This is a genomic window from Nocardia stercoris, from assembly GCF_003696265.1.
Lineage (GTDB): Bacteria > Actinomycetota > Actinomycetes > Mycobacteriales > Mycobacteriaceae > Nocardia > Nocardia stercoris.
The window spans coordinates 351,226-373,746 of the sequence record NZ_RFFH01000002.1; the positions used below are offsets into that span (position 1 = coordinate 351,226).

General features: G+C 68.4%; 23 protein-coding genes. 10 read left to right on the forward strand and 13 right to left on the reverse strand.

The annotated features are described in order from the left end of the window. Window positions 1-54: 54 nt before the first annotated feature. The 3 genes from EBN03_RS07065 to EBN03_RS07075 are packed head-to-tail and all read right to left on the reverse strand — an operon-like array spanning window position 55 to window position 2,615. On the reverse strand, window positions 55-585 hold the full coding sequence (locus EBN03_RS07065; protein ID WP_122187098.1) for a ferritin: 531 nt from the start codon (window positions 583-585) through the stop codon (window positions 55-57). A gap of 9 nt (window positions 586-594) precedes the next feature. Then, entirely contained in the window at window positions 595-1,785 is a 1,191-nt protein-coding gene (locus EBN03_RS07070; RefSeq protein WP_122187099.1) for an LCP family protein, read from the reverse strand. Window positions 1,786-1,829: 44 nt separating this feature from the next. Then, a complete protein-coding gene (locus EBN03_RS07075; protein WP_122187100.1) occupies window positions 1,830-2,615 on the reverse strand; it encodes a CPBP family intramembrane glutamic endopeptidase in 786 nt (261 codons plus the stop codon). A gap of 288 nt (window positions 2,616-2,903) precedes the next feature. Here EBN03_RS07075 and EBN03_RS07080 point away from each other — a divergent pair, with 288 nt between their 5' ends. The 6 genes from EBN03_RS07080 (at window position 2,904) to EBN03_RS07105 (ending at window position 7,421) form a co-directional block, all read left to right on the forward strand. Further along, window positions 2,904-3,446: a hypothetical protein gene (locus EBN03_RS07080; protein WP_122187101.1), complete on the forward strand. Its 543-nt coding sequence runs from the start codon at window positions 2,904-2,906 to the stop codon at window positions 3,444-3,446. 247 nt (window positions 3,447-3,693) lie between these two features. Further along, window positions 3,694-4,245 carry a hypothetical protein gene (locus EBN03_RS07085; protein ID WP_122187102.1) on the forward strand — a complete coding sequence of 184 codons (552 nt, stop codon included), beginning with the start codon at window positions 3,694-3,696 and terminating at the stop codon, window positions 4,243-4,245. A gap of 285 nt (window positions 4,246-4,530) precedes the next feature. Then, window positions 4,531-5,133, forward strand: coding sequence for a hypothetical protein (locus EBN03_RS07090; RefSeq protein ID WP_147471480.1), 603 nt, complete (start codon window positions 4,531-4,533; stop codon window positions 5,131-5,133). 199 nt (window positions 5,134-5,332) lie between these two features. Beyond that, on the forward strand, window positions 5,333-5,758 hold the full coding sequence (locus EBN03_RS07095) for a hypothetical protein (RefSeq protein ID WP_122187104.1): 426 nt from the start codon (window positions 5,333-5,335) through the stop codon (window positions 5,756-5,758). 89 nt (window positions 5,759-5,847) lie between these two features. After that, window positions 5,848-6,768, forward strand: a complete 921-nt coding sequence (pheA, locus tag EBN03_RS07100) for a prephenate dehydratase (RefSeq protein WP_122187105.1) — start codon at window positions 5,848-5,850, stop codon at window positions 6,766-6,768. Further along, complete coding sequence (locus EBN03_RS07105; RefSeq protein WP_199742647.1) at window positions 6,765-7,421, forward strand: histidine phosphatase family protein; 657 nt, start codon at window positions 6,765-6,767, stop codon at window positions 7,419-7,421. Before pheA ends, EBN03_RS07105 begins: the two co-directional genes overlap by 4 nt. Before the next feature lie 90 nt (window positions 7,422-7,511). Here EBN03_RS07105 and EBN03_RS07110 read toward each other — a convergent pair whose 3' ends face one another. From EBN03_RS07110 to EBN03_RS07130, 5 genes are all read right to left on the reverse strand, one after another. Further along, entirely contained in the window at window positions 7,512-8,339 is an 828-nt protein-coding gene (locus EBN03_RS07110; protein ID WP_122187106.1) for an ESX secretion-associated protein EspG, read from the reverse strand. Next, complete coding sequence (locus EBN03_RS07115) at window positions 8,340-9,524, reverse strand: PPE domain-containing protein (RefSeq protein ID WP_122187107.1); 1,185 nt, start codon at window positions 9,522-9,524, stop codon at window positions 8,340-8,342. A 62-nt stretch (window positions 9,525-9,586) separates the two neighbouring features. Continuing rightward, window positions 9,587-9,916: a PE family protein gene (locus EBN03_RS07120; RefSeq protein WP_122187108.1), complete on the reverse strand. Its 330-nt coding sequence runs from the start codon at window positions 9,914-9,916 to the stop codon at window positions 9,587-9,589. Between the two features lie 206 nt (window positions 9,917-10,122). After that, window positions 10,123-10,464, reverse strand: a complete 342-nt coding sequence (locus EBN03_RS07125; protein ID WP_122187362.1) for a metallopeptidase family protein — start codon at window positions 10,462-10,464, stop codon at window positions 10,123-10,125. A 28-nt stretch (window positions 10,465-10,492) separates the two neighbouring features. Then, window positions 10,493-11,581 (reverse strand): septum formation family protein, encoded by a 1,089-nt coding sequence (locus EBN03_RS07130; RefSeq protein WP_122187109.1) that lies wholly within the window; start codon window positions 11,579-11,581, stop codon window positions 10,493-10,495. Window positions 11,582-11,697: 116 nt separating this feature from the next. Between EBN03_RS07130 and serS the strand changes: the two genes are divergently transcribed. Both serS and EBN03_RS07140 read left to right on the forward strand, forming a co-directional pair. Further along, complete coding sequence (gene serS / locus EBN03_RS07135; RefSeq protein WP_122187110.1) at window positions 11,698-12,960, forward strand: serine--tRNA ligase; 1,263 nt, start codon at window positions 11,698-11,700, stop codon at window positions 12,958-12,960. Between the two features lie 210 nt (window positions 12,961-13,170). After that, window positions 13,171-15,006 (forward strand): putative bifunctional diguanylate cyclase/phosphodiesterase, encoded by a 1,836-nt coding sequence (locus tag EBN03_RS07140; RefSeq protein ID WP_233608217.1) that lies wholly within the window; start codon window positions 13,171-13,173, stop codon window positions 15,004-15,006. Window positions 15,007-15,012: 6 nt separating this feature from the next. Here the strand turns inward: EBN03_RS07140 and EBN03_RS07145 are convergent, their stop codons facing one another. Continuing rightward, window positions 15,013-15,234: a DUF4287 domain-containing protein gene (locus EBN03_RS07145; protein ID WP_122187111.1), complete on the reverse strand. Its 222-nt coding sequence runs from the start codon at window positions 15,232-15,234 to the stop codon at window positions 15,013-15,015. A 174-nt stretch (window positions 15,235-15,408) separates the two neighbouring features. On the opposite strand from EBN03_RS07145, the gene EBN03_RS07150 reads away from it, so the two are divergent. Continuing rightward, window positions 15,409-16,434 carry a DMT family transporter gene (locus EBN03_RS07150; protein ID WP_122187112.1) on the forward strand — a complete coding sequence of 342 codons (1,026 nt, stop codon included), beginning with the start codon at window positions 15,409-15,411 and terminating at the stop codon, window positions 16,432-16,434. 52 nt (window positions 16,435-16,486) lie between these two features. Here EBN03_RS07150 and EBN03_RS07155 read toward each other — a convergent pair whose 3' ends face one another. Together EBN03_RS07155 and EBN03_RS07160 are read right to left on the reverse strand one after the other, a co-directional pair. Next, window positions 16,487-18,022: a Rieske 2Fe-2S domain-containing protein gene (locus EBN03_RS07155; protein ID WP_122187113.1), complete on the reverse strand. Its 1,536-nt coding sequence runs from the start codon at window positions 18,020-18,022 to the stop codon at window positions 16,487-16,489. 196 nt (window positions 18,023-18,218) lie between these two features. Continuing rightward, the gene (locus EBN03_RS07160; RefSeq protein WP_147471481.1) at window positions 18,219-19,145 is read right to left on the reverse strand and encodes a hypothetical protein; all 927 of its coding nucleotides are present in this window, start codon (window positions 19,143-19,145) and stop codon (window positions 18,219-18,221) included. 67 nt (window positions 19,146-19,212) lie between these two features. On the opposite strand from EBN03_RS07160, the gene EBN03_RS07165 reads away from it, so the two are divergent. Further along, the gene (locus EBN03_RS07165) at window positions 19,213-19,980 is read left to right on the forward strand and encodes a lysophospholipid acyltransferase family protein (RefSeq protein WP_122187115.1); all 768 of its coding nucleotides are present in this window, start codon (window positions 19,213-19,215) and stop codon (window positions 19,978-19,980) included. A gap of 39 nt (window positions 19,981-20,019) precedes the next feature. Here the strand turns inward: EBN03_RS07165 and EBN03_RS07170 are convergent, their stop codons facing one another. Together EBN03_RS07170 and EBN03_RS07175 are read right to left on the reverse strand one after the other, a co-directional pair. Next, on the reverse strand, window positions 20,020-20,847 hold the full coding sequence (locus tag EBN03_RS07170; protein ID WP_122187116.1) for a hypothetical protein: 828 nt from the start codon (window positions 20,845-20,847) through the stop codon (window positions 20,020-20,022). After that, window positions 20,844-22,514 (reverse strand): ABC transporter family substrate-binding protein, encoded by a 1,671-nt coding sequence (locus tag EBN03_RS07175; RefSeq protein ID WP_122187117.1) that lies wholly within the window; start codon window positions 22,512-22,514, stop codon window positions 20,844-20,846. The genes EBN03_RS07170 and EBN03_RS07175 overlap by 4 nt, the downstream gene beginning before the upstream one ends. Between the last annotated feature and the right edge of the window lie 7 nt (window positions 22,515-22,521).

Consider the following 22,521-nt stretch of genomic DNA (forward strand, 5'->3'; position numbering starts at 1 on the left):
CCAGTGAAGCCTTATTGAGGTAATGGTTACCTGATCATTTGCCGGCGGCGCGGCTCAGCGCCCGGCCGGACGGGGAGCGGTGGCGTCCGCGGTCAGCGGCCGCACCTCACGGGCCACGAACTCCTCCACCTCGAACAGGTCGGTGGCCCGTTCACACACCGTCAGCAGGGTCGACATCCGCGCCACCTCGTCGACCTGGTCCTTCAGGAACCACCGCACGAACTGCTCGCCGAGGAAATCGCCGCTCGCGCGGGCCGCGCGGGCCAGCGCGGTGATCTGGTCGGTGAGATTGCGCTCGTACCCGCCGAGGAACGCGATCGTGCTGCTGGCGGTGTCGAACTCGGATCGGATCGCGCCGATCTCGCCGATCGTGACCGGCAGATCGCGGTCGAGCAGGTACCGGACCATCCGCAGGGCGTGGGTGCGTTTGTCGTCGGCGTTGCCGTAGCAGATCGCGGCCAGCCGGGGCAGCCGCAGGGCGTCGAGATGCACCGCGGCCGCCAGATACTGCTGGGCAGCGGTGAATTCGTGCCGGATCTGGGTGCGCAGCAGCTCGGCGAAGGTGTCACCGGTGGCATTCGGCATGTCTGGAATCTACCGCGTGATCAGGTCGTCGGGCACGGGCCGGTCCTTGGCGAGGGCGTCGAAGAAGGCGCCGGCGCGGGCCCGGTCCCAGAGCAGCACGTTGCCACTGTCGGCCGTGTTCTCGAAGCCGCCGATCGGCACGGTGGTCGCGACGATGTCGCTGTGCAGCGCCCAGCCCAGGCTCGCCAGATCCCAGATGTGGTCCCCGTTGTCGACGGTGACGTTGTCGGCGATCCCGGCGACCATCGGGAACAGCGTGAACGGATCGAGCAGGGTCGCCGGGCTGCTTGCCTTGTGCAGCAGCGCCGACAGGAACAGACGCTGATTGTTCATCCGGTCCAGATCGGCCCGCGGGGTGGCCCGCGAGCGCACGAAACCGAGCGCTTGCGGCCCGGACAGCCGTTGGCAGCCGGCCGGCAGGTCGATCCCGGCCAGCGGATCGTCCACCGCGTACGGCAGGCACATGTCGATCCCGCCCAGATCGTCGACGAGCCCGGCGAAACCACCGAAGCCGATCTTGGCGAAGTGGTCGATGCGCAGGCCGGTGATCGTTTCGACGGTCTGTGCCAGCAACTTCGGGCCGCCGGCCGCGAAGGCGGCGTTCAGCTTGTCGCGTCCGATGCCGGGGATCGGGACATACGAGTCGCGGGGCAGGCTCACCACGGTCGCCGGCCCGGAACCGGGAATGTGCACCAGGATGATCGTGTCGCTGCGCTCACCTCCCGCGTCGGCGATGTCACCGGTGCTCAGCTGGGACTCCTCGGCGGCGCTCAGACCGGCCCGGCTGTCGGAACCGGCCAGCAGCCAATTGGTTCCGCCGCCCTGGGCCGGGCGGCCGCTGTAGTCGCCGAGCGCGGCGACGCGCTGCAGCGTGGTGTCGAAGTAGATGCCCGATCCGATCGGGATCAGTGCCAGGATCAGCAGGGCGACCAGCAGCCAGCGGCCGATGCGGTGCTTGCGGTGGGGTGCGGGCGAACTCGGTGGCGGTGTCCGGCCGCGCCGGTTCGGCGGGGGTACCGGGCGGGCCGGTGCGGCCGGTCGATGACCGAGCGGCGGGATGGGGCGGGGCTGGTGTGGTGCGGGTCTCGGCTGGGGTGGCCGTGGAGCGGGTTCGGGCAGCGGGCGGCCGGGCGCGGGACGGCGATCGGGCGCCGGGACCCACCTGCGCCGTCCGTGCTGCTCGCGGTTCTCGCCGTACATGCTTCGACTGTACGGACCGACTGTGGCGAAGCCCTGAGAAAACGTCAGGGCAGCCAGGAGACGTGTCCGTGCAGAGCGGTATACCCGACGTAAGCGACGGTATCGATCGTCGCGTGCGCCAGGATCAGCGGCCACAGCCGGGTCGTGCGCTGCCAGAACCGGCCGAAAACGACGCCCATGACCAGGTTTCCGAGTCCACCGCCGAGTCCCTGGTACAGGTGGTAGCTGCCGCGCAGCAGCGCGGAGGCGGCCAGTTGCCGGTTCGGTGACCAGCCCAGGGCCCGCAATCGGGTGACCAGGTAGCCGACCACCAGGATCTCCTCCGCGACGGCGTTGGCGATCGCCGCGAGGATCAGCGCCGGCAGTCGCCACCAGTGGTCGCCGAGCCCGCTGGGCACGATGGTGACGCTCGCGCCGAGGGCGTGCGCGACGAGATACAGTCCGAGGCCGGGCAATCCGATCACCGCCGCCAGGGCGGCGCCGGCGCCGAGGTCCCAGCCGCGGATCCGGGCCAGGCCCAAGGCTTTCGGGCCGATCCCGCTGCGCCACAGCAGATACAGCCCGAGCGCACCCCAGCCGAGCAGCCGCAGGTCGCCGAGCAACTGGAACAGCAGATCGATGGTCGATTGCGTGGCGCGGGAGGCATTGAGCGCCACCGTCTGTCCGCCGACTCCGCCGGGTGACAGCGCGCTCTGCAGCAGGGACAGCGCGGCGTCTGCGCCGCTGAGCCCGAACGTCACGACCAGGACGACGAGGATCTCCAGCTGGAGGGCGACGCGCTCCCCCACAGCGGGCCAAGCGGATTCGGACGGGTTCTCGGACGCCACCATGGTGTCAATCTAGGGCGGCCGCCGCCGGCCCGGCGCACCGGCCGGTCCGGAATTCACCCACAATATTTCTTTACATTCAGGGTCAGTGACGTGATCTATCGAATTATCCGGGTGAATCCGAGGTCCTGAATCAGTAATTTTTCAGAATAGGGTAATAAATCATACCAAAAGTTTGCAATAAAGGTCCCTGCAACCCGTAGACGTTTGAATCTTCACGCGCAATGATTGATTATTGTATCGGTTTTGTGTTCGGGGGAGGGCCAAGGAAAAAGGATGATCGGAAGGGCCATGAATGCCAAGAAGATGCTCGGCACCACGACACTGGCTATCTCCGCACTGGCGATAGCGTCCGCGACAGCGAACGGGCAAGCCGCCGACTTCGTCGTACAGAACACGACCGGTGGCATCGCCTACACCACCAGCCTCGGTGCGGACCACCGCAGCGCCACCATCGACCTGGCCTCCGGCCACTTCGTGACGCTCCCCGACGGCTCGGTCAACGTGACAGCGGACGACGGCACGGTCGCCGGAAATATCCCGACGGCGTACTCGACACCATCCGGTGACTTCTCCATCAACTTGGCTCTGGCCAACGACAACACCGAACTGGTGATGACCCCGAACACGGGCCCGCAGCCCACTCGGACGGCTCTGGACCAGTCCAACACCCTCATGCACGACGCACTGCTGATCGGCGCGGTCTTCGGCGCGGCCTTTGGCTGCTGGGTCGGCGTGGTGCTCGGTGTCTGGTTCTTCGTGGTCGGCGCGGTGGTCGGCTGCGTGGTAGGCGCCACGATCGGCGCGACCATCGGCCTGTTCTTCCCGATCTAGGAAGGCGGGAGACTCGCGAGGGTCACAGGTACCGATACCGGGCGGCGGATGCCGCCCGGTATCGGTGTTCGTGGGAGGTCCACCCAGGGTGAATTAACTGGCCGAGATCAACAAAAACACAGGTAGAAGGGTCGGAACCGCGTCGGAAATTTGTACCGATAGTCCCTCGTGTCCCATTGGTATCGGTCGATGGGCGCGGCATGATCGTCTGGGTCGGGGTTCAGATCACCGGATGATTGGACGGGCAATGATCACAACCAAGAAGTTGATCGGAACCGCAGCAGTCGCCGTCGGCTCCACCGCGATCGCAACCGCCATGGCGAACGGGCAGGCCGCTGCGTTCAGCCTCCAGAACTCTGTCGGTCCGGTCGCATACACGACAACACTGGCCGCAGACCACCACAGTGCCACCGTCGATCTGTCCTCCGGACACTTCGTCATGGCATCGGACGGAACCATCGGCGTGTTGGCCGATGACGGTACGAACGTCGGCACCATCCCCACCAGCTACACCACGCTGAACGGGCAGAACATCACGCTCGGCGCGAGCCTGAACGGTGACGCCACCGAGCTGACGCTGACACCGACCAGTGGCCCGGTGGCGGACCCCGCCGCGTTGGACGCGCAGGCCGGCCCGCTACTGCACGAGGCGGCGGTCGGCGGTGCGTTCATCGGCATCGGGATCGGCTGCTTCATCGGCGTCCTGATCGGTATCTGGATCTTCCTGGTCGGCGCCATCGTCGGCTGTGTGATCGGTGCCTTCATCGGCGGAGCGATCGGCCTGGGCACCCCGTTCTAGTACGCGGGATCCCACCTACGTCCCGGGTCGCCGGCCACTCCAGGCCGGCGGCCCGGGACATTATTATAGGCCCCTGTTTCCACCCCTGAATTCACTTTTGATTCCGGTAGCGCGGAAACGGTGCGCGCCGATGGTAATAAAACCGGGTGAACCCGCTGTCCGGACTGCGCATGAACCGCAGGTCTGTGCCGTGAAACCAAACTAGAAGTTTGTAATAGACGGACGCTGTCCCCTGTGGACACCCAAAGGTGTGGCACGGGATGATCGATTCGGTCCGGAAGAAATGTGTTCAGTTCAACGCGGGGGTTTTCAGGGAATCGGATGATTGGAAGGGCAATGACCGCAACAAGGAAGTTTCTAGGAACAGCAGCAGTCGCCATCGGCTCCACCGCGATAGCAACCGTGATGGCCAACGGGCAGGCCGCCGACTTCACGATGCAGAACTCCGCCGGCCCCGTCGCGTACACCACGACACTGGCAGCCGATCACCACAGTGCCACCGTCGATCTGTCCTCCGGGCACTTCGCGCTGGCTTCCGACGGCACCATCAATGTGCTGGCGGACGATGGAACGAACGTCGGCAACATCCCGACGAACTACTCCACGCAGGCAGGTCAGGACTTCTCCATCACTCCGGTCCTCAGCCACGACAACACCGAACTGACGATCACTCCTTCCGGTGGTCCGATGACCTCCCAGACGGCGCTCGACACGCAGGCCAACCCGCTGATGCATGACGCCCTGCTGATCGGCGCTCTCGTCGGCGCGAGCGTCGGCTGCCTCGTCGGTATCGCGATCGGCATCTGGTTCTTCCTCGTCGGTGCCGTGGTCGGCTGCGGGGTCGGCGCCGTGATCGGCGGCACGATCGGCCTGTTCTTCCCGATCTAGCAGGAGGTTTCGCGCTCCCGTATCGCTACGGGACCACTCGAGAACGAACATCCCGGGCCGCACCGCGACCCGGGATGTTGCTCGTCCGGCCGCGGGTACCCCGATGGGGGATATCGGCTACCCATGTACTGCCGGAGAGCGCCGGCGATCACTGTGGGGGGTTATCGGCCGGTGGCGCGGTGCTGGCTACGGTGGAACCGTGCCCCACGACGTCTCCCCGCACTCGGAACCGGTCCTCGTCTCGCTGAGCGTGCCACCGGCCGCCCGCCGCGGACTGGTGACCGGACTCGTGCGGGCGGTATCGGAACGGACCGACCTACCGGTACTCGACCTGGCCGCCGACGACGCCGAGGTCGCCGCGTTCCTGGCCCGAATCGCCCACGCCGACACCGGGTTCGTGGCGCGCACCGACTCCGGCGACCGGGCCCTGGCAGTTGTCGCGGCAACCGCGGCCGCACTCTGCGGCGAGGACATCCGCGCGGCCCTCGCCATGCCGGACATCGAGTTCCTGCGCGGACTGTCGGCACCGGCCGAGGACGCGGTCCGCGACGTGCTGACCGCGATCGAAACCGGCGAACCGGACGCAGTGGGCTCCGGATTGTCGGTCCTGGAAGCCGGTCGGTGACCACGTTCGGCGCCGCTCGCGCCACGGTTTCACCATCCCGGTGAGCCAATCCATGGGCCGCGCGGCGACCGACCAGTAATCTCGTAGGCGTGCCGCGTATCGCCTATTTCGGCCCCTCGGGAACCTTCACGGAGATGGCCCTCGCCCAGCTCGAACAGTCCGGCGCGTTCGACGGACCGGTCGAGCGGGTCCCGGCACCCAGCCAGGGCTCGACCCTGGAACTGGTGCGCGAGGGAGTCGTCGAGGGCGCGGTGGTCCCGATCGAGAGCTCGGTCGAGGGCGGGATCTCCCCGACCATGGACGCGCTGGCCACCGGCTCGCGGCTGCAGATCGTCGCCGAGACCGAGCTCGACGTGGCCTTCACGATCCTGGCCCGGCCGGGCATCGACCTGGCCGATGTGCGCAGTATCGCCGGGTACCCGGTGGCGACCGCGCAGGTTCGCAAGTGGCTGGAGAAGCACCTGCCGCACGCGGAGATTCGCGTCGCCGCCTCGAATGCCGCTGCGGCCGAGGACGTTGCGGCCGGCAAGGCCGACGCCGCGGTCTCGACCGCGCTGGCGGGTGAGCGGCTCGGCCTGGCAGTGCTGGCTTCCGGTGTGGCCGACCACGATCAGGCGGTGACCCGCTTCGTGCTCGTCACCCGCCCGCAGGAGGTGCCGCCGCGCACCGGATCGGACCGCACCTCGCTGGTGATCCTGGAACTGTCCAACGAGCCTGGCGCGCTGATGCGGGTCTTCGCCGAATTCGCCACCCGCGGTATCGATCTCACCCGGATCGAATCCCGGCCGAGCCGAACCGGCCTGGGCACCTATGTCTTCTACCTCGACTGCGTCGGCCACATTCGCGACCGCGCCGTCGCCGAGGCCCTGAAAGCCTTGCACCGCACCGCCGGCCGGATCCTGTTCCTCGGATCCTGGCCCACCGCAACGCCGACCGGTACCCCGCCGCCGTCGGACGAGGCCGCCACCGCGTGGCTGCACGATCTCGAGAAAGGGGTGGCCGACCTGTGACCGCCCGCTTGATCCTGGTTCGCCACGGCGAAACCGAAGGCAATGTCGCCAAGCTCCTCGATACCCGGCTGCCCGGCCTCGCGCTCACCGAACGCGGTGTGGCACAGGCGAAGTCGTTCGGGAGCACGCTACCCGGGCCGCCCGCCGGACTGTTCAGCTCGGCCGCGCTGCGCGCCCGGGAGACCGCCGCCCAGATCGAGGCGGTCACCGGCGTCGCGGCCCAGGTGCTCGACGACATGTTCGAGGTGCAGGCCGGCGATCTGGAAGGCCGATCCGGCGCGGACGCGCTCGGCGCCTTCCACGACATCTACCGGTCCTGGCACGAAGGCGATCTCGACCGGCGCATCCCCGGCGGCGAATCCGGCACCGACGTGCTCGACCGTGTCGTGCCGGTCCTGGACCGCCTGCGCACCGACTACCTGGACAACGCCACCGGCGACATCCTGGTGGTCAGCCACGGCGCGCTCATGCGGCTGGTCGGGCGGGTGGTCGGCGGGGTGACGCCGCCGTTCAGCACCGACAACCACCTCGACAACACCGAGACCATCGAACTGGTCCCGCGCGCCGGCGGCTGGGACTGCGTCCGCTGGGGCCGGTTCACGCCACCGTTCGGCTCGGGCGCGCACACCGAAACCGACGACCCGATGGGCTGATTCGCCGCCGAGGGTTCGCCTCGATGGCAGTGCGATGGAATCGGCTGTGGCTCAGCGAGATCCGCTGCGAGCGAGCGGATTCCGCTGAGCTCAGATGATTCCGCTCGGTGGCGTGAAATCCGCCCGGAGCGGCAGCTGCTCGATCAGATCTCGCAGCGCAGTACGCAGCCGCGCCGGCGTGCCGCTCGCCAGCGAACTCCACTGCACGCCGTCGTCGGCGCGGGTGGTGGTCACCAGGAAGCGGCCGTGCCGGGTGTTGAACACCGCGACCGCGTTGTCGCTGATATCGCGGGTGGCATCGCCGTATACGACACCCACCACGGACGCGTGCGAGGGCACCTCCACCAGCGCCGAGCCCAGGACCGCGGCGTCGCGCGGCGGACGGCCCACCTTCTCCAGCCGGGCGGTGGTGGTGGCGGCATCACCCGCGTCGCCGATGATCGGGCCCAATTCCTCGGTGAGCACGTTCATTCCGCTCAGTTCGAGCGGCTCGGCCGGGCCGAGCGCGGCCATCAGTGTGCCCGGCAGGTCGTGCCCGGCCTCGTCGACGGTGTAGCTGTCCGGCCCGCGCAGGACCACGACCTCGAGGTCGTCGCCCTTCGCGATGCAAGCCCGGTTGATCCGCTCGCCCTGGTACCAGCGCAATGCCACCACCCAGTGCGGGCGATCCAGTGTCCGCAGCCGGTCCTGCAGCTCGCTGTGGATCACCTCGTCGACGATCAGCTCCCGCGCCGCCAGCGACTCGGCCGCGGCCTGCATCGCACGCCGGTGCACGTCGTAGGTGTCGTAGCGGGCCCGGAAGTCCAGGACCACCGGGACCTCGATCTGCAAGGTCTCGACGAGGTACTGCATCTCGTCGAGCGAGAGCACGACCGCATCCAACTGCGCCGGACCGCGGCCGGCTCCCAGGACGGTCACTCAGGCGTCCTCGGCGGTGAGGTCGGCCCCGATGACACCCGCGGCGACCATGTTCTGGTCGGTGAGCGAGGTGTCCTGCCGGTAGACCTTGCCCTTGTGCTCGCCGTCCTCTTCCTCGTCGGCGTGGCCGCGGCCGAGCAGCGGGTTGCCGCCGGTACCGGTCGTGGCCGCACGGGCCGGGGTGCCGGCACCCGGCTGCGCGGGTGCGGTGGTGACCTGGACCTGCGGCGTGGCCGCCGAGGTGGCACCGCCGCCGGTGATATCGGGCGTGCCCCAGCCGGCGGGCAGGCGCAGCGCGCCCGCGTTGTTGCCGATGCTGACCGTCGACGAACCGCCGAGGTACGACGCGGCGGTGGTGACCGCGCCCGCGCCGACCGCGGTGCCGGCCGTCACGGCCGGGGCCATGCCCAGGCCGCCGAGCGGGCCGGCCGCGCCGAGCATGCTCACGACGTTCGAAATGCCGCCGGTCGCAACGGTTCCCGCGGTGGAGACGACGGTCGGGGCCACGCCACCGAGCACCTGGCCCGCCTGCGAGAGCGCGGCCGCGACGGTCGGGTCGGACAGCAGGGCCTGACCGGCCGCGATCGCGGCCTGGATCGGGTCGGTCGGGGCCGCGTCCGCGGCGGCCTCGACCGCACCACCGGGCTGGGCCACCGACGGCGGCTGCTCGAAGGAGTTCGGGGTGGACGTGGTCATGTCGGTGGCCGTCTCGTAGGTCTCCATGACCGCGGCCGCCTGCACGTCCAGCGCGGCCTTCGCGGCCTCGGCCGCCTCGGCGGCACCGGTCAGGTCGCCGCCCAGCGCGTGCGCGGTGGCCCGGGTCGCGTCGGCGGTCAGGATCTCCGGCATGCTCGGCATGGCGATCGACGCGACCGTGTACGCGGTGGCGTGGGCGGTGGCCTTGGCGCTCATGGCGGCGGCCATGGCGCTCTGCTGGCCGGCCCAGCCGGTGAAGCTGGTGAGCTTGCCGGCGACCGTGTCGCCGTTCTCGCCGGCCAGGCCGATACCCAGCTCGGCCATGATCCGGCCGACCGTGGCGGTCGCCTCGGTCCAGCTGGTGGCCAGCCCACCCCAGGCGCCGGCCGCTGCGGTGGCCGACGCGCCGTGTGTGCCGGCGTTGAGTGCGGCCGAGTTGCCCTCGGCGAGTCGTGCGAGCCAATAGACGCCGGTAACGCCAAATGCCATGACAATTCTCCCCTGTTGTCTGAAGTCTGTTCGGGCTCTGCGGTGTGGCCGGGTAGCTCCGGTCAGACCTCGGTGATCGTGGCGGTCTGGGCGGCGATGCCGGCGGCGTGGCTGTCGTCGTGCGCGTTGTACGCCGCGAGCTGGGCGCGCAGCGTGGCCGCCGCGTTCTGCAGCTCGAAGATGCCGCGGGTGACCGACGCGGTGTGGCTACCGCCCGCCTCGCTGAGGTGCGCGGCCGCGTGGATCGAGACCTCCTCGGCGCCGGAGGGCACGACGAAGTCGGTGGACGAGATTGCGGCGGCGTGCGCGGCCGTTAGCCGGTCGGCGAGCAGTTCCAGCTCGGTGGCGGCTGCCTCGATCGTCTCGTGACTGACGTTGACCAGACCAAACATGACTGGACCTCCTTCGGTTCGCGGCCCGCGGGCCCGACCGAGCGGTCCGGACCTCGCTGTGTGGGCCCCCCGGCAGTCCCCTTGACCGCCAAAACTTCCCACACATCGTTGGACGCGACATCCCCCGATCCGGTTCCCCCGAGATCCGGTTGCTTCGAGTCCGCAGGTTCGCACCTCACTCGACTCGGTCGCCCGCAGACGACAGACTATCCCCATCCCAGCTGATGAAGGCGGTCCTCGTCAATCCCGAAATGGTGGGCAAGTTCGTGCACGACCGTGATCGCCACCTCGTCCACCACCTCGGCTTCGCTCCCGCACATGTCCAGAATCGCGTTGCGGTACACGGTGATCCGGTCCGGGAGCGAGCCTCCGTACTCGCTGTCCAGCCGTTCGGTCAGCGCAATGCCCTCGTAGAGTCCCAGCAGGTCAGGCTCGTCGGGATGCCGCGGCTCGATCAACACCACCACGTTGTCGATCGCGCGCGCCAACTGCGGCGGAATCGAATCCAGTGCGTCGGCGACCAATTCCTCGAACCGGTCGTCGGACATCCGCACACCCACGGCAATCTCCGGACGTTCAGCGCGGCGGCGCGGCGCCGGGCAGCGGCGCCGGCGTCGACCGGCCCGAACTCGGTGGCGGTACCGGGGCCTGGCCGTCGATCTGGATGTCGCCCTTCGCACTTCCGGTGATGGACGAGAAGCCGTCCTGGGAGCCCTTGCCCACCAAGCAGTTCAGCTTGTGGCTGCCGACCAGCCAGCTGCGCGGGTCGAGGTTGTCCCAGAACGCGGTGAGGGTCTTGTTCATCAGATCGTCCTGGCCGCCCAGGTATTCGTCCACCGCGTGACTGCACTGGTCCTGCATGAACTTGTCCTGGGCGTCGTTGTCCGGCGGCGGGCCCTGGAACTGCTGGCTCAGGTCGACCACCGAGATCACTTCGTAGGCATGCGGTTTCGCGCAGTCGACCGGTTCGTTGGTCGGCAGGTTCTGGGTGAGGCCGATGCAGGTGCCGGGTTCGAAGATCCGGGACTGGTCCGCGTTCTGCACCCGGCCGGTGGACTGCTGGGTGGCGTTGCCGTTCGCGCTGACCAGCTGCAGGCCGCAGCGGATGGTCCGGTCGCCGCTGCGCCACCCCGGGTCACCCGGATTGATCATGCCGACCACGAACTTGCCGCGCGGGTCCAGCTTGCCGCCCAGATAGTCGGCGGCGGCGGGACCGCAGTTCTCGTCGCGCAGCTCGCTGAAGCGCAGCGAGTCCGGGAACGGCGCCTCCGGCCCGAACTCCTTGCCCGGGTACTTGCTCAGATCGATGTCGGCGGTCACCTCGAACAGGTGCTTGTCCGAACAGTTCACCTTGGTCAGGTCCAGGGTCTTGGCGTCGGTCCAGGTCAGGCAGTCGCCGGACTTGGCGCTGCCGAACGCCGCGTTCGACTTCCCGGTCGGATGGGTACTGCCCGGGTCGTGTGCCTCCAGATGCGAGGTGCGGAAACCGCCGGACAGCGCCATCGTGGCCCCGGCCGCGAGGATCGCGCCGGCGGCCACCGCCAGCAGCCCCCAGCGCAGCTTGTGCGCGGGCAGGCGGCCACGCGCGGACGGGTTCGGCCCGGCGGCGGGCCCGGATTCCGCGTCGACGGGTGCCGGTTTCGTGGGCACATGATCGGTGGACATTGCGGTCCATGATGGCAGCGTGGCGGCGGCGCCGCCAGAATCGGGCCACCCCCGCGCGCCGTTTCGCGGGCGGACCAGGTGCAATTCGCGCTGGACGCGCCCACTAGTCTGGTCACATGATCGACCTGCGATTCGTGCGTGAGAACCCGGACGCGGTCCGCGCCAGCCAGCGGGCCCGCGGCGAGGACCCGGCACTGGTGGATGCCCTGCTCGAGGCCGACGCCACGCGGCGCGCCTCCGTCGCCAACGCCGACGCACTGCGTGCCGAGCAGAAGGCGCTGGGCAAGAAGGTCGGCAAGGCTTCCCCGGACGAGCGGCCCGCGCTGCTCGCGCTCGGCTCGGAACTGTCGGCGAAGGTCAAGGAGGCCGAGGCCGCCGAGAAGGCCGCCGACGCCGACATGGACACCGCCCACCGGGCCATCTCGAACGTGGTCCAGGAGGGTGCGCCCGCCGGCGGCGAGGACGACTACATCGTGCTCGAGCACATCGGCACGCCGCCGGAGTTCGACTTCGAGCCCAAGGACCACCTCGACCTCGGCGAGGCCGCCGGGCTGATCGACATGGAACGCGGCGTCAAAGTCTCGGGCTCGCGGTTCTACTTCCTCACCGGATATGGCGCGCTGCTGCAGCTCGGACTGCTGCAGCTGGCGGCGCAGCGGGCGGTGGCGAACGGTTTCACCATGATGATCCCGCCGGTGCTCGTGCGCCCGGAGATCATGGCCGGTACCGGTTTCCTGGGCCAGCACTCGGCCGAGGTCTACCACCTGGCCGACGACGACATGTACCTGGTCGGGACGTCGGAGGTGCCGCTGGCCGGCTACCACTCGGGCGAGATCCTCGACCTGTCCGCGGGTCCGAAGCGGTACGCCGGCTGGTCGTCGTGCTTCCGGCGCGAGGCGGGCAGCTACGGCAAGGACACCCGCGGCATCATCCGGGTGCATCAGTTCGACAAGGTCGAGATGTTCGTCTACTGCCGGCCCGAAGAGGCCGACGCCGAACACCTGCGGTTGCTGAACTGGGAGAAGGAGATGCTGGCCGCGATCGAGGTGCCCTACCGCGTGATCGATGTCGCGGCCGGGGATCTGGGCAGCTCGGCGGCGCGCAAGTTCGACTGCGAGGCTTGGGTACCCAGCCAGCAGGCCTACCGCGAGCTCACCTCGACCTCGAATTGCACCACGTTCCAGGGCCGCCGGCTGTCGGTGCGGTACCGCGACGAGAACGGGAAGCCGCAGATCGCGGCCACGCTCAACGGCACGCTGGCCACCACCCGCTGGATCGTCGCACTGCTGGAGAACCACCAGCAGGCCGACGGATCGGTCCGGGTTCCGGCGGCGCTGGTGCCGTTCGTCGGCCGTGAGGTTCTCGAACCGCTGGCGTGACTTTCGTCTCGCCGGACCCCTCGATAACTGAGAGTTCACTCATATTGCCGGGTTTCGGCCGCCGCGGACCTGCGTCCGGCCCGGGGAACACGGACAATGCCAGCATGCCTTCGCTATCACCGTCGGACCCGGCCCGGCGTTGCCCGATGATTCCTGTCGTTGTGACTACTGCCTTCGGCACTTGTGTCTAGGCTGTTGAGCGTGCGAGGAATGAAGTCTCGCGGGGACACCCGCACACGTGTGCGGGCGGCGTCGGCGCTGGCGACGGCCAGGTTGATGGCTCGCACCACCGGTGCGTTCTATGTCATGGGTGGCGTGCTGGGCTTGATCATCACGGCCATCGCGCCGGGCGACGAAGGCAACCGCCCACTGGTCGGCATCGCCGCGGCCATCTCGGTGGCGCTCGGCCTCAGCCTGCTGGTGTGGGGGCCGCGGCTGCCGCATCTGGTCCATCACGGCTATCTGGCGACCGCGACCGTCCTGGTGACCGTCGCGGTGCACTGGTTCCCCAACACGATCGGCGGGATCGGTCTCGCCGCGTTCTACGTCTTCGTGGCCTGCGATGCCGCGATCTTCTTCGCCTGGCAGTGGGTGGCGGTCCACGTCGGCCTGGCGGTGGCGTTGTGCCTGGTGGCCTTGCCGACCCGTGGGCTGCCGTGGTGGTCGGGCATGATCCCGGCCGGTGTCACCGTCGGTGTCGCGATCGTGGTGGGCATTCTCACCCGCATGGCGGCCGATGCCGATATCGACACCTTGACCGGCCTGCTCAACCGGCGCGGGTTCGATCGCGCCCTGAACGCGGCCATCGACTACGCGACCCGCGCCGAGCAGGGGCTCGCGCTGGTGCTGGTGGACCTGGACCGGTTCCAGAAGATCAACGACCACCTCGGCCACCGGGCCGGTGACGCAGTGCTGCAGCGGGTTTCCGACACCTGGTCCAAACTGTTGGCTCCCGATCAGCGGCTCGCCCGCTACGGCGGCGACGCGTTCGCGCTGCTGTTGCCCAATGTCACCGAGCAGGCCGCGATCCTGCTGACCGAACAGCTGCGGGCAGCAGTGACCACCGGCTGCTCGGCCGGTGTCACCTCGTGGCAGCCGGGCGAATCGGCGTCGCTGCTGGTCAGCCGCGCGGATGTCGGCCTGTACCGGGCCAAGCAGGCCGGCCGCAACCGGACCGTGCTGGAATCGGCGCGGCAGCTGCCGCTCGCGGTGGAACTGCGGCAGGCGATCGACCAGGGCGCGCTGGACGTGCACTATCAGCCGATCGTGAGCCTGTCCGGCGACGGCAGCAAGACCGTCGGGGTCGAGGCCCTGCTGCGCTGGTCGTCGAGCGCGCAACCCGACGTCACCACCGAGGGGCTGATCCGGGTCGCCGAGGAGTACGACCTCATCTCCGACCTCGACGAACTCGTGCTGCGCCGGTCCTGCTCGGACGCGGCCCGGCTGCAGGAGACCTTCGCCCAGCTCGATCTGACCTTGAACGTCAATGTGAGCGGACTGGAACTGGCCGAAGCCGGATACGCCGACAAGGTTTCCGGCATCCTCGCCGAAACCGGCTGGCCGGCCGATCAGCTGGTGCTCGAGGTCACCGAGAGCGAGCTGGCGGCCGAATCCCAGACCGCCATCGCGAATCTGCACCAGCTGCGCGACCAGGGGGTGCGGATCGCCATCGACGACTTCGGCACCGGATACTCCTCGCTCAGCCGGCTGGCGACCATCCCCAGCGACATCCTCAAGGTCGACCAGTCCTTCGTGGCAGCCATCCGCTCCGACTCCCCGGCCCCGCCACTGTTGGGTGTCATTGCGGCACTGAGCAAGTCACTGGACCTGCAGGTGATCGCCGAGGGCGTCGAGACCGAGTACCAGGCGGCCGTCCTCACCGAACTGGGCTTCGCCCTGGCGCAGGGCTACCACTACAGCGACTCGCACCCGGTCGCCGCGTTGATCAACGACCTGAACGAACACCGCGGCCTGGTGGGCGCGGGCGTACCGGACGCCGACTTCGCGGCCAAGGGCTGGATCCCGATGGACGACCCGGGCAACTGACCGCGCTCAGCGCTCCCACTTGCCGGGGTTCAGGTGGAACTGCACGAGGGCGTTCGCGTGGCCGTGACCCATGGCGTGCACGGACTTCAGCCAGTCGACGAGGTCCTTGTGCCCCGCGATGCCCGAGGCGTTCAGCGCATCGAACCAATCGTCGACCGGACGACCGTATTTCGCCTCGATGGACGGGAAGTACGAGGCGGGGCCGTGCGGGCGGGTGGTGGTGGCCATGGTGATCTCCTCGGTCGAACGATGCTGTCTGCGGTGATGACGGACCTGGTCGGGAGGACTCGTCGCCGAGTGCGGTAGATCACATCCAAGGGTGCTGTGGTTGCCGGAGTCCGGTGATGCGGTTGCCCGGCGGTGCGGGTTGCGGGTGACGCGAGATGGGACCATTGCCGGGTGATGGGGCGCGAGGTGGGGTTGGGGCTGGGTTTCGCCATCGGGGCCGGGGTGGCGACCCAGGGGCGGGTGAACGGCGCGCTGGGGGCGCGGCTACACGACGGAATCGGTGCTGCCGTGGTCAGTTTCGGGTCCGGGCTGATTCTGTTGATGGTGGCGTATCTGGTGAGTGGGCAGGCGCGGTCCGGGGTCGGGCGGGTGCGGGCGGCGGTGGCCGGTGGCGTGCTGCGGCCCTGGCAGCTGCTCGGCGGGTTGTGCGGGGCGTTCTTCGTGACCAGTCAGGGCTTGTCGGTGGCGGCGCTCGGGGTCACGGTGTTCGCGGTGTCGGTGGTCGCGGGCCAGCTGGTCAGCAGTCTGGTGGTGGACCGGCTCGGGGTCGGGCCGCGGGGACGGACGGCGATCACCGGGTGGCGGATCGGCGGGGCCGCGGTGGCGCTGGCGGCCGTGGCCCTGACGGCGTTGGGACGCAACGGTTCCGGACCTGCCGGCGGTTCCTGGGCGCTGGTCATGTTGCCCGCGCTGGCCGGTGTCACGCTGGCCTGGCAGCAGGCGGTCAACGGGCGGGTCGCCGCCGCCGGTGCCGCGGCGCCTGTCCGCGGCGGCACGAGTACGCAGACCGCGGGCCGTGCGTCGACGGGTGACACCCTGGCGGCTGCGGCGGCCGGCACCTATGCGGCCACCACGATCAACTTCGCGACCGGCTTCCTCGCGCTGATCGCGGTCGAGGCGATCCACGTAGCGTTTTCCGGTATGCCCGAGCAGATCCCGTCACAGCCCTGGCTCTACAGCGGCGGCCTCATCGGCATCACCTTCATCGCTACCGCGGCCGTAGCGGTCCGCCTGATCGGCGTCCTGCTACTCGGCCTGACCTCGGTCGCCGGCCAGCTGGCAATGGCACTGCTCCTGGACGTGGTCACACCCTCGTCGGGCGTCGGACTGTCCGTGACAGCAGTAGCGGGTTGCGCGCTGACCTTGGTGGCGGTCGCACTGGCAGCCCATTCGCACACGGATTCATCCGCCCCCGAATGAAATTCGAGTGCAGCCCGTTCGGACTGCGGTCTTGCGATGGCCGCGATACCGATTACAGCTTGCGGCTGCGGAGTTCGTGGCCCTTGGAGGTTTTGCAGGCGCCGGTCTCCAGGTTCCACTGCCAGCCGTGCAGGTTGCAGGTGAGGGTGTTGCCTTCCACCACACCGAATTTCGACAGGTCGGCCTTGAGGTGGGGGCAGCGGCGCTGGATCTCCCAGCCGCCGAGTTCGCAGCTCGCGGTGTCGTCGTGGCTCTCGGCGAACCAGCCGTCGGCGTAGGCGATCCGCTCGTCGGTGAGGCATTTGAAGAACGTGTACAGGTATTCGTTGTAGCCGCCGATCCGCCACGCCTCGAAGCGGGTGGACAGGAAGATGGTGTTCACCCAGTCGGGTTCGTTGTCGCGCAGCACCGTGCGGACCAGGTCCGGGTGGATGCGGAAACCGTAGCGGTACCGGCCTTCTCCCTCGATCGGCGCGCGCACCGTGCGGTTCGGGAAGTCCAGCACCACGGTTTCGTCGCCGAGTACCAGGCCGACGGGATAGCCGATGCCGTCGGAGATCTGGTCGGACTGCCGCATGATCGGCTCGAACAGCTCCCGCAGCGGTTCCAGCAGTGCGCCGGAACCCGTTGCCCACGAAGCCTTCTCGGCGTCCAGCACCGGCTTCAGGCGCTGGGCCATGTCCTCGATGTAGGCGGCCTTGTCGCCGTAGATGGTGTCCGGGTCCACCGGGTGGGTCAGCGACAGTTCCTTGCCGCGCACGTCGGCGACCGAGCCGGGGATCATCAGGATCCCGCCCTCGTTGCCGTGGATGCGCATCTGCTCGAGGAACGTCATCTGGTCGGGGAAGATGTTGCCCTCGTCGCCCCGGTCGTCGTTGAGGTAGCGCAGGGCGTCGTCGAGGAACACCGGCGGCCCGGCCGAGGGCACTACCCAGGTGGCGCCGACCTGCTCGATGTAGCTGCGCGCCCGGTCCATACCGCGCTGGCGCTTCTGCTTGCCGAAGTTCGACTTGGTGCGTGCGGGGATGTCGTACACCATCGGGTACCAGATGGCGCCCGAGTACTGCAGCAGGTGGATGTCGACCGGGCCGAACGCGTCGTGCAGCACGTCCATGTCGACCGGGCGCGCGTCGTTCATGTTGAAGCACACGGTTTCCCCGTCGGAGACGACGAGACCGGAGTCACCGATCGGGCCGTCGGCGGGCGCGCGCAGCGCGATCACCATCACGTCCAGGTCGCCGCCCGGTCCGGTCACCGTGTGTTTGACCGAGTTCTCGGTCTCGAAGAACGTGTGGAAGCCCAGCTTCTCGAGTTCGCGCTGCAGGTCCGGCACCGGATAGTCGGGCAGCAGGACTGTGGCGTCCTTGTTCACGTGGTCCAGCAGGGTCCGCGCGTCGAAGTGGTCGCGGTGCAGGTGCGAGACGTACAGGAAGTCGACATCGCCCAGCTCGTCCCAGTCCAGCCCGGTGTTGTCCGGGAACGGGAACCACGAACCGAAGTAGGCCGGGTTGACCCATGGGTCGCAGAGAATCGTCCCGGCTGCGGTGCGAATGTGGAATCCGGCGTGTCCGACGCTGGTGATCTGCACGAAGAAGCCCTCCTGAACCGTTGCCGGTCACTCAGCCTACCGGTGGCGGCGGGTCCCGGCCGGGCAGCCTGTGTGGTCGCGCCCACGCTGCCGCCGCGGCCGCTGACCAGCTCGAATCCGGCAGTCCCGGCGATCGCGCAGCGCTACCGCCCCGCTGCGCGGTTCGGGCCGGAATTTCTCGGCCGTCGTACGCCGCTCACGCGGTGACGTCGCCGATGCAGTAACCCTGCTCACCCGCATGCAGGGTGAAGGTGTGCTCCTTGGTTCCGGCTGCGGTGGTAACCGTGGCGCTGACCTGCGCATAGTCCGTGCGCAACGTCTCCGAGCTGAGCGACTGGTCGTCGAAGGACTGCACGGCCGTCAGCTTCTCCGGGTTCTTCACCAAGGGCGGGGTGATCGGGCTGCCGGTGCCGGTGGGGTCCCAGCCGGACGTGCAGGTGAGCGGGAACGCGTCCTCGGTATCGGCGGGGTCGACGGGGGAACCGGTGAGCCGCGACAGGTAGCGCCGGACCGTGTGCCGCGCGTCGGCGTCGGTGAACCCGGGTTCGGTGCCGGCCTGGAACACGCGCGGACACGCGTACCCGGCAGCGATATCGCGATGCGTCACGACCAGCGTCACCGCCGGGCCCTTCCAGGTCACGGTCGAGCCGTCGTCGACCCCGGGAACGGCCAGCGCCGCCAGGATCGGCTGCTTGTCGGTGTACATGGTGTCGACGTCGTGCGGCGCCAGGCTCCAGCACTTGTGTTCCAGCGGGGTGTCGGCCGATGCCGAAGCGGCCGCCGACGTCGTCGTGGTCGTTGTCGACGTAGTGGTGGTCGTTGTCGACGTCGTAGTGGTCGACTGCTGCAGGTCGGCGGCGAACGCGCCGACCGCGAATGCGGTGGCCGGGGCCGGCACAGCGAGCGCGACCGGGTAGGCGGGCGCCGGCGGTGCGGGCGGCGCGACGGGTGCGGCCGGCGGAACCGGTACGGCGGCAGCGGATGTGGTCGTAGCGCGCGTGTGCGGGGAGTTCGTGTAGTCGGTGCCCTCGATCCCCACCGCGGAGTCGCAGCCGGCGGCCAGGCAGGCCAGCGCGGCCGCCGCCAGGACTCGGACTCTACGGGTGTGGAGCGGGTGATTCACGACGGTGAACCTCATTCCTGTGCGCGCACTCGATGTCGGTAATGACAGCGACTACGCTAGCGGAACTGTGGACCCCGTATACCGGACGATCATCGGGCTGGCCCGATCGGTCTTCTTTGCGCAAGGCTTGAAATTCGAGGTCACGGGGGAGGAGAACATCCCTGCCCGGGGTGGCGCGGTGATCGCGATCAACCACACCGGGTACATGGACTTCACCTACGCGGGACTGCCCGCCCGGACGCCGAAGCGGTACATCCGCTTCATGGCCAAGAAGGAGGTGTTCGACAACAAGATCTCCGGCCCGATCATGCGGGCGCTGAAACATATTCCGGTGGACCGTTCGGCGGGCGCCGACTCGTACAAGGCCGCCGTGGACTATCTGAAGCGCGGTGAACTCGTCGGGGTGTATCCCGAAGCCACCATCAGCCGCAGCTTCGAGATCAAGGACTTCAAATCCGGCGCCGCGCGCATGTCGATCGAAGCCGGGGTGCCGATCATCCCGGTGGTGATCTGGGGCGCGCAGCGGGTGTGGACCAAGGGACACCCCAAACGCCTGGGCCGCACCAACACACCGATCTCGATCGAGGTCTGCGCCCCGATCCCGGCCCGCCCGGACGGTCCCGGCGTCGCCGCGGAGATGACCGCCGAACTCCACGAGCGGATGCAGGAAGCGCTGGCCCGGTTGCAGCAGAACTACGTCCACGAGCCCGGTGCGTACTGGGTTCCGGCGAAGCTCGGCGGCAGCGCGCCCACGCTGGAAGAGGCGAACGCCATGGACGCCGCGGAGGCGGCCGAGAAGGCGGCCGCCCGGGGCCACGCGATCGAGGAGGAGTAGGCCGCCGCGCCGCGACCGGATCCGGCGCCGCGGCCCGACTCAGCTCGGATCGGAACCGCGGATCGCGGCGAACCAGACCGCGGCCGCGGCGGCGACCGTGGTGGCACCCGCGAACGCGGGGAACCCGCCGCCGTCGGTGTAGATCCACAGCAGGCCCAGAATCGGTGCGGCGACCACGGATTGAGCGTCCAGCAGCAGCCGCCGGCGGGGCCGGGACGCTGCTGCCGCGCGCTCGGCGCCGTCGGGAGTGGGCCGCGACGGGTTGTCCACCAGGCGGCCCACCGGCTCCGAATTGCGTAGGGGGCCGGACGGATACACGCGCAGTCGACTAAGGGTGCTTGTCCCCGTGGGCGGTTCACCAACGGCTGCATCTACCTCGGGCTGTTGTGCGCTGCTCGCTTCGAGTGGTGCGGCTGTATCTGGCTTGGGTTGTTCGGATGTGTCTGGCTCGGGCTGTCCAGCTGTATCCACCCCAGGGTGTTCTGTCGCTGTTGTTTCCGGTTGCCCGGTGTCCAGCAGTTCGACGCGATTACGGCCGAATTCGGCTGTGGTGCTGGGCAATGTGACCAGTGCCGGATCGAAATACACCGGCAGCCACCGACGTCCACCGGCCGTGTCCAGCTCCAGCCAGGAGCGGCTGAGCAGCCGGTGCTGCTGCCGGATCCGCCGCACCGGTACCTGCCCGCTCACCCGCCGCACCGGGGCCAGTGCGACCGACAGCCGGAACCCGCTGTAGCCCAAGATGATCAGCGCCACCGTCGCCAGCATCGCGACCTGATCCGAATCGCCGAACGGCGCCCAGGCGAGGCAGATCGCCAGGGCGCCGATCGTGATCCACAGCGGATAGGTCAGGGGATGACCCCTCACTTCACGAAACCGACCTTCGTCCAGTCGACTCCAGCCATACCGAAGGCGCCGATATTGGCCAGGCTCGCGCGAACCGCGTAGTTACCGGACGCCTGGTTCAGCGGCAGCGAGAACCCCTCTTCCCAGATCATCTTGTCGGCCTTGTTGCCGAGCTCGATGGCCTTGTCCGGGTCCAGCTCCGACAGCGCGGCGTCGATCGCGGCGTTCAGCTCCGGCGAACCGATGTGGCCGTGGTTGCCCTGCCAGTTGTTCGGGTCGTAGTAGTAGATCTGGGGGAGGCTGGCCAGCGGCAATGTCGATCCGCTCCAGCCGTGCTGGACGATGTCGAAGTTGCCCGGGTTCACCCATTCGGTCCACAGTCCGGTGCCGGGTACGGTTTGGATGTCGAGCTTCACGCCGACGGCCGCCAGGTTCTGCTGGATGATCTTGGCCGTGTCGACCCACTGGTCCTGCTGGTACATGACGTCGCGCAATTCCAGCTTGCGGCCGTCCTTTTCGCGGACGTCACCGTTCAGTTTCCAACCCGCGGCGTCGAGTTCCGCGGCCGCCTCGGTCGGATTGAACACCGTCGACGGCGCGGCGTTGTCCTGATAGCCCTTCTGTCCGGCGACGAACACGTGGTTGTTCAGGAAGGTCGGATGATCGACGACGCCGTGCTGACTCTGATTGACGATGGTCTGACGGTCGATGGCCTTCGTGATCGCCACCCGTACCTTGGCGTCCTCCAGCAACGAGCCGGGTGCACCGTTGAAAGTCAGGACGTTCCAAGAGGGTTCGGCAGTGCGCCGCACCAGCACGCCGGGGGTGTTCCGGGCGCCGGTCACATTCGCGAGACCGGACATGTAGGCGTAGTCGATCTCGTTGTTCTGGATGGCGGGCAACAGCGCGCTGGCGTCGAGCACGCTGAAGGTGATGTTGGCCAGTCGCGGTGTCGCACCCCACCACTTCGGGTTGCGGGCCAGCGTGATTCGGTTCTGGGTGCGGTCGAGGTTCTGGATCACGAACGGGCCGGCACTGACCTTCAGGTCGTTGCGGTCGAGGTCGTTGAACGCCTGCGGATCCGCGGTAACCGCCTTGGGATACAGCGGCGAGAACTGGCCCTGCCATTCGGAATACGGCTTGGCGAAGGTGACGATCGCCTGTCGGTCGTCGGCCCCGCGCTCGACCTTCTCGACGCGATCGAATCCGCTCTGAGACGAGACCTGGAAGTCCTTGTTCCTGCCGCTGAGCGCCGCAGCCTCGGACTGCAGGTCCTCCCAGGTGATCGGGGTGCCGTCGGACCACACCGCCTTCGGATTGATCGTGTAGGTGACGGTCTGCGGATTCGTGTTCGTCATGGCGACATCGGTGAAGAAGTCGTGATTCACCGACATTTGGCCCGACGCGTCGCTGGTGAATGCCTGCGGCATCACCGGGTCGATCACCTTGGCGAGGTCGGCATCCGCGCCGTCGACGTGCAGATAGTTGAAGGTGGCGGGGAAGGAACTGAGGTCCATCCGCAGGTTGCCGCCGTCCTGCAGACTTGCCGGATCCTGTGGATTGATGTCGTTGGTGGTCCCCACCACGGCGCTACCACCGGACCCGTTGGTACCGCTGCACCCGGTCACGATCAGGCCGACCGCTACGGCGGGTATCGCGATTTTCGCTACTGTCGAACGAATCCGCATGGATCGC

What these genes read in the sequence shown, in the direction of transcription:
- EBN03_RS07125 (WP_122187362.1), bottom strand. Translation starts at nt 10,464, where the DNA reads ATGTCCGACGACCGGTTCGAGGAATTGGTCGCCGACGCACTGGATTCG.
- EBN03_RS07070 (WP_122187099.1), bottom strand. Translation starts at nt 1,785, where the DNA reads ATGTACGGCGAGAACCGCGAGCAGCACGGACGGCGCAGGTGGGTCCCG.
- serS (WP_122187110.1), top strand. Translation starts at nt 11,698, where the DNA reads ATGATCGACCTGCGATTCGTGCGTGAGAACCCGGACGCGGTCCGCGCC.
- EBN03_RS07140 (WP_233608217.1), top strand. Translation starts at nt 13,171, where the DNA reads ATGAAGTCTCGCGGGGACACCCGCACACGTGTGCGGGCGGCGTCGGCG.
- EBN03_RS07075 (WP_122187100.1), bottom strand. Translation starts at nt 2,615, where the DNA reads ATGGTGGCGTCCGAGAACCCGTCCGAATCCGCTTGGCCCGCTGTGGGG.
- EBN03_RS07150 (WP_122187112.1), top strand. Translation starts at nt 15,409, where the DNA reads ATGGGGCGCGAGGTGGGGTTGGGGCTGGGTTTCGCCATCGGGGCCGGG.
- EBN03_RS07065 (WP_122187098.1), bottom strand. Translation starts at nt 585, where the DNA reads ATGCCGAATGCCACCGGTGACACCTTCGCCGAGCTGCTGCGCACCCAG.
- EBN03_RS07175 (WP_122187117.1), bottom strand. Translation starts at nt 22,514, where the DNA reads ATGCGGATTCGTTCGACAGTAGCGAAAATCGCGATACCCGCCGTAGCG.
- EBN03_RS07130 (WP_122187109.1), bottom strand. Translation starts at nt 11,581, where the DNA reads ATGTCCACCGATCATGTGCCCACGAAACCGGCACCCGTCGACGCGGAA.
- EBN03_RS07080 (WP_122187101.1), top strand. Translation starts at nt 2,904, where the DNA reads ATGAATGCCAAGAAGATGCTCGGCACCACGACACTGGCTATCTCCGCA.
- EBN03_RS07145 (WP_122187111.1), bottom strand. Translation starts at nt 15,234, where the DNA reads ATGGCCACCACCACCCGCCCGCACGGCCCCGCCTCGTACTTCCCGTCC.
- EBN03_RS07120 (WP_122187108.1), bottom strand. Translation starts at nt 9,916, where the DNA reads ATGTTTGGTCTGGTCAACGTCAGTCACGAGACGATCGAGGCAGCCGCC.
- EBN03_RS07115 (WP_122187107.1), bottom strand. Translation starts at nt 9,524, where the DNA reads ATGGCATTTGGCGTTACCGGCGTCTATTGGCTCGCACGACTCGCCGAG.
- EBN03_RS07085 (WP_122187102.1), top strand. Translation starts at nt 3,694, where the DNA reads ATGATCACAACCAAGAAGTTGATCGGAACCGCAGCAGTCGCCGTCGGC.